Origin of the sequence: Micromonospora sp. KC207, from assembly GCF_004348615.1 — a bacterium.
Lineage (GTDB): Bacteria > Actinomycetota > Actinomycetes > Mycobacteriales > Micromonosporaceae > Micromonospora.
On record NZ_SMKJ01000387.1, the window covers coordinates 1 to 5,002 of the forward strand.

The 5,002-nt window shown below is 73.9% G+C and carries 6 protein-coding genes; 4 read left to right on the top strand and 2 right to left on the bottom strand.

The annotated features are described in order from the left end of the window. Nucleotides 1-33: 33 nt before the first annotated feature. The 4 genes from E1258_RS29750 (at nucleotide 34) to E1258_RS29765 (ending at nucleotide 3,358) form a co-directional block, all read left to right on the top strand. A complete protein-coding gene (locus tag E1258_RS29750; protein WP_132406953.1) occupies nucleotides 34-1,773 on the top strand; it encodes a PP2C family protein-serine/threonine phosphatase in 1,740 nt (579 codons plus the stop codon). 97 nt (nucleotides 1,774-1,870) lie between these two features. Next, nucleotides 1,871-2,239 (top strand): STAS domain-containing protein, encoded by a 369-nt coding sequence (locus E1258_RS29755; protein ID WP_243715774.1) that lies wholly within the window; start codon nucleotides 1,871-1,873, stop codon nucleotides 2,237-2,239. A gap of 68 nt (nucleotides 2,240-2,307) precedes the next feature. After that, entirely contained in the window at nucleotides 2,308-2,754 is a 447-nt protein-coding gene (locus tag E1258_RS29760; RefSeq protein ID WP_132406955.1) for a response regulator, read from the top strand. Between the two features lie 130 nt (nucleotides 2,755-2,884). After that, nucleotides 2,885-3,358, top strand: a complete 474-nt coding sequence (locus E1258_RS29765; RefSeq protein WP_132406957.1) for an ATPase — start codon at nucleotides 2,885-2,887, stop codon at nucleotides 3,356-3,358. A gap of 63 nt (nucleotides 3,359-3,421) precedes the next feature. Here E1258_RS29765 and E1258_RS29770 read toward each other — a convergent pair whose 3' ends face one another. Together E1258_RS29770 and E1258_RS29775 are read right to left on the bottom strand one after the other, a co-directional pair. Then, entirely contained in the window at nucleotides 3,422-4,270 is an 849-nt protein-coding gene (locus E1258_RS29770; RefSeq protein WP_371688703.1) for a hypothetical protein, read from the bottom strand. 277 nt (nucleotides 4,271-4,547) lie between these two features. Beyond that, nucleotides 4,548-4,973, bottom strand: a complete 426-nt coding sequence (locus tag E1258_RS29775; protein ID WP_132406959.1) for an OsmC family protein — start codon at nucleotides 4,971-4,973, stop codon at nucleotides 4,548-4,550. Nucleotides 4,974-5,002: the final 29 nt, after the last annotated feature.

The following is a 5,002-nucleotide window of genomic DNA, read 5'->3' on the forward strand; positions in this document are numbered from 1 at the left end:
GGTGGGCATCGAGAGGGAGTGGGGGCTCCGCTGGTGACTGCTGCCGACGTCAGGGACTGGGACCCGGGCGACGGACGGATCTCCACGCCGAGCGCCGCGCGGGCCCCGGCCCGGTCCGCCGACGTGCCGCCGCGACCCGCCGCGGCGCTGCCACCCCTGGCCTGCGACCGGAACCCGCCAACGCCGGACTGGTCGGAGATCGTCGAGCACTTCCGCGAGGGCCTGATCGTCTGTGACGCCGACGGTGTGGTGCGCCACCTGAGTCCGGTCGCCGAGCGGCTGCTGCCCGAGGTGACCGTCGGCGAGCGGCTCGCCGCGTCCGGCGTCGCGGGCCTGTGCGCGCCGGGCGCCGGGGGCGAGTTCGGCCACCGTGGCCGCCGGCTGCGCGTCCGCGAGGTGCCGCTGTCCGCCGGCCGGTGCTGCCGCTACGTCGAGGACGTCACCGAGAGCGTCACCCGGGCCGACGCGTTGCTGGCCGAGCGGGCCCGCTCGGCCTTCCTGACCGTGGTGGGGGAGAAGCTGGGCAACCCGCTGCACCCCGACCGCGCTGCCGCCGCCGTCGTCGGGCTCGCCGTGCCCACCCTCGCCGAGGTGGCCGTGCTGGTGCTCGCTTCCCGGTCCGGTCGGGCCCGCTGGTGGCGGGCCACCCGGGCCGACGACGAGGCCCCGAACGTCGACAGTGGCGTGCTCAACGCGGTCGACCTGCCGGCGGTCCTCGACGAGGGGCTCGCCGGCGCCGAGCCGCACGCGCTGGACTGGCTGGTCGAGCTGGCAATCGAGGCCGGCTGGCTGCCCGGCCTGGACGCCGTCGACGTCAGCGTCCGCGTGGTGCCGCTGCCGGGGCGGGACCTGCCGGCGGGCGCGCTGCTCGTCGCGCGCCGCTCGACCCGCTACGACGACGAGGCCGAAGTCGGCCTGGTCCGCGCCCTCGCGGCCCGGGCCGGCGCGGCGCTGACCACGGCCGTGCTCTACCGCGACCAGGCCGAGGTCGCCGACACCCTCCAGGCCAGCCTGATGCCGGTGGAGCCGGCCGAGGCGGCCGGTGTGCAGTGGGGCACGGCGTACCGGCCGGCGCAGGCGGGGCTGCGCATCGGCGGCGACTTCTACGGCTCGCACCGGCTGCCCGACGGCGCTTCGGTGTTCTTCCTCGGCGACGTCTCCGGCAAGGGGGTCGAGGCGGCCGTGTTCACCGGCCAGCTTCGCCAGTGCCTCCAGGCGCTGCACCGGGTGGAGTCGGACCCCGGCCGGTTGCTGCGGCTGCTCAACGACACGCTGCTGGAGACCACCCTGGCGCACGGGCAGGGCCGCTTCGCGACCATGGTGCTCGGTGTGGCGCGTCCCCGGCGTGACGGCGGGCTCACCCTGACCATGTCCGGCGGCGGTCACCTGCCGCCGCTCGTGCTGCGCGTCTCCGGCGAGGTGGAGCCGGTCGCCCTCAGCGGAATGCTGATCGGTGTGGTGCCCGACCCGCGCATCGGCGAGGTGACCGTCGAGCTGGCGCCGGGCGAGACCTGCCTGCTCTACAGCGACGGGGTGACCGAGGCCCGGGGTGGCCGGCGCGGCGACGAGCAGTTCGGTGCCGAGCGGCTGCTGCGCACGCTCGACGGCTGCCACCGGATGCCCGCCCCCGCGCTGGCCGAGCGGATCGAGCAGGTGATCCGCGACTGGCTGGCCCACGGCGACCATGACGACATAGCGGTGCTCGCGCTGCGCGCGAGCGGGCCGCACAGTCGACCGAACCGGCACCTGCACGCGGTGCCGACCCTGCCCTGACCCGAAGAGGGGGCGGGCGCGCGGACGCGGTGAGCGCGGCCTGCTGGTGGCCGCCGCCACCTGCGTATACTTGCTTCACTGCAATCATTTGGCTGCGGTGGAGCGGAGAGGGACCACGTTGACGTTCACCGTCACGTACGCGCAGCAGGATGGTGCCGGGGCGTGCCTGCGGCTCGCCGGTGAGCTCGACACGAGCACGGCGCCGGAGCTCAACGCGGTGCTCGACCGGCTCACCGAGCGGGGGGAGCGGCACCTCCTGGTCGACCTCGCCGAGCTGACCTTCTGCGACTCCACCGGCATCGCCGCGTTCGTCCGGGGCGACAACCAGGCCGCGGCCCGGGGCGGCTGGCTGCGGGTGACCGGCGCGACCGGCCGGGTCGAGCGGGTGCTGAGGTTGACGGGGCTGGTTGAGGTGCTGGGCTACCAGCCCGACACGGCCCACCCGACATCGCAGTCCGCACCGTGATGGGCTAGATTTCCCCGCCAGCAGGCGATCGTGAGGTCGCCGTCCGCGTCGACCCGAGGCAGGTTCCCATGGCTGGAGGCACCCGTGGCCCCGTTCGCATCCTCGTGGTTGACGACGACCCGGGTGACGTGCTGATGATCGAGGAGGCCCTCGCCGACTCCGACGTCGACAAGGTCATCGACGTGGTCAGCGACGGCCGGGAGGCGATGGAGTTCCTGCGCCGGTCCGGCCGGCACACCGATGCCCGCCGGCCGGACGTGATCCTGCTCGACCTGAACATGCCACGGATGGACGGGCGGCAGGTGCTCGGCGAGGTCAAGCAGGACGACGACCTGCGGACCATTCCGATCGTCGTGCTCACCACCTCCAACGCCGACACCGACATCGTCGGCAGCTACACGCTCCAGGCCAACGCTTACGTGACCAAACCGATCGACCTGGACGACTTCAACGGCGTGGTGCGCCGCATCGACGAGTTCTTCGGCCGCGTCGTCGTGCTGCCCAAGCGGGTCTGACGGTCCCCACACCCGCGCGAGCGTCGCCGCTCGGATGCTGAACATTTTTCCCGAACGTCCTCGTCGGCCCCCCAGCGCCGCCGAGGATCTGCGGTGGGGAAAAAACACCGGGCTGCCTGGGGGCGACAGTATGAGGTTCTCCGTCGTGGAGTTCGGCTACGACCGGCGGCAGGTCGACTCCTGCCTCGACGAGTTGGCGGTCCGGTTGAGCCGGCTGGCCGCGCGCGCGGAGGGTGCCGCGTCGGGCCGCGACTGGGACCGGATCCGGGACGAGACGACCCACCTGTGCGCTCTAATCGAGCGCGGGCACGAGCCGGCGACGGGGGCCGACGGTGCCCGAACGGCCGTGGGCGACGTCGCCGAGGCCGCCGAGATCCTGGCGCGGGCCCGCTTCGAGCTGGACGCGGCCCGCGAGGAGGCCCGGCACGTCCGCGAGCGGGCGTACGCCGAGGCGCTGCGCGCCCGCCGGGACGTCGAGGCTGCGCTGACGGCCCGCCGGCGCCGGGAGGCCCGGGTGGACGAGATCCTCGCCGGGCCGGCCGTGGCGGCGGACACGCCGACGGCTGCGGCGGCCCTGCCGAACGGTGGGGTGCCGACGAGCTGAGTCGTCGCCGGCGTGGACGTCGAGCCGCCGGGCGAGTGGGGTACCCGGCTCGCCTGAGCCGGCTCAGGTCAGCGCCGCGACGACCGTGGTGGCCCGCTCCTCGTGCTGCGCGTACGCGTCGGGGAACGCCGAGATCTGCACGGACTGGGCCGCGGCGGTCACGCTCATCTCCTCCCAGCCGGGGACCTCCAGCAGCGCCTCGTAGAAGACCCGGGCCGCGTACGTCGGGCGCATCAGGTCCCGGACCGTGCCCCAGCCGCTGCTGGGCCGCTGCTGGAACAGCCCGACCGAGTCGTGGTCGGAGCCGCTGCCCTGGTGCGGATAGTCGGCGGACTCGGGGAGGACGTCGCTGGCCAGGTTGCGCAGGTCGCTCTCCTGCATGGCGGTGGCCACCGCGACGACGAGGCCCCGCCGGGGCATCTTCATGCCCCGGCCCACGTCGACGATGATCTTCGCGTTGTCCATCTGAAGCTGGCTGAGTCCGGCGACCGGGCGGGGGCGGACCGGCTTGGCGGGCTTCGGCTTCGGCTTGCGGGTGGCGCTCGGGCTGGGCTTCGCCGTCGGGCTGGGCAAGATGGTCATCGGGGCCGCCGGGGAGCGGTCGAGCGAGCGGGAGGCACGCTGCTCGGCCTCGGCGGCGGCTGCGGCCCGATCGGCGAGGGCCCCCTGAACGGGCTCCGAGGGGCCGCCGGCCTGCCAGGTGCCGGCGAACGCGGCGACGCCGAGGCAGCAACTCAAACCCGTGATCAGCGCCGCGCGCACCGGCGTGGACCTCGGCAGCGGCAGCGCGGCGCGCGGCGGGTCGGGACGGCGGTGTCGGCCGACCACCCGTTCAGTGGAGGTGGCACCGGCCGGACGGCCATCCGGGTGCTCGTGGGCCTGCTTCTGTTCAGCGGAGTCGTAGGGGCGCACCCGCCGAGGCTAGATAGTCGCTCGCGCCCTGCCATCGGACCGGTTGGTGGCATGCGTCACAGTTCGCGGATTTCCCCCGGACAAATACCCCGGAAGGCAACCAAGCTTGCGATATCCGCCGATGCGTTTATTCCCGTTATTTGGCATTTGTCCGGGTGAACGGGATTTCCCGCCACCGCGCCCGGTCCCGCCGTAGCCCCCCGAGCCACTCGGGTGTTCGGGGGACCGTCGGACGACCGATCGGTCCGGCCGGCGTGGGTCGACCGCGCCGGCCCGCTCAGCGCCGGCCGTTCTCCGCCGACGTGACCGTGAGCCGGTGCCGGCTGTTGTCGCCGCTGGAGAACGGCCAGAGCTGGTCGGCGTGTTCGACCAACTCGGCGAGCTGCTGGCGGTTCAGCCCGGCGGAGGAGATCGAGGCGTGCACGTCGGCCCGGTAGCGTCCGTCGCCGTCGCGGCCCAGCCTCGCCTCCGCGCGTACCTGGACCGTGTGCGCCTCGTCGGTGATCCGACCGGCGGCCTCGACCGCGGCATGGTGCAGGCAGGACGCGAACGCCGCCGCCAGCAGCTGTTCCGGCGTCAGTCCCGTGCAGTGTGGCGCCAGCGGGGATGCCAGCGCGGTGGACAGGCCGCCGTCGTCGGTACGGACGTGACCACCCTCGGCGGTGGCAGTGGCTTCGTGCAGCCAGGAATTCGGATCCGGCATCGTTCCCCCTCAGTCACCCGCCCGGCTAC

What these genes read in the sequence shown, in the direction of transcription:
- E1258_RS29760 (WP_132406955.1), top strand. Translation starts at nt 2,308, where the DNA reads ATGGCTGGAGGCACCCGTGGCCCCGTTCGCATCCTCGTGGTTGACGAC.
- E1258_RS29765 (WP_132406957.1), top strand. Translation starts at nt 2,885, where the DNA reads ATGAGGTTCTCCGTCGTGGAGTTCGGCTACGACCGGCGGCAGGTCGAC.
- E1258_RS29775 (WP_132406959.1), bottom strand. Translation starts at nt 4,973, where the DNA reads ATGCCGGATCCGAATTCCTGGCTGCACGAAGCCACTGCCACCGCCGAG.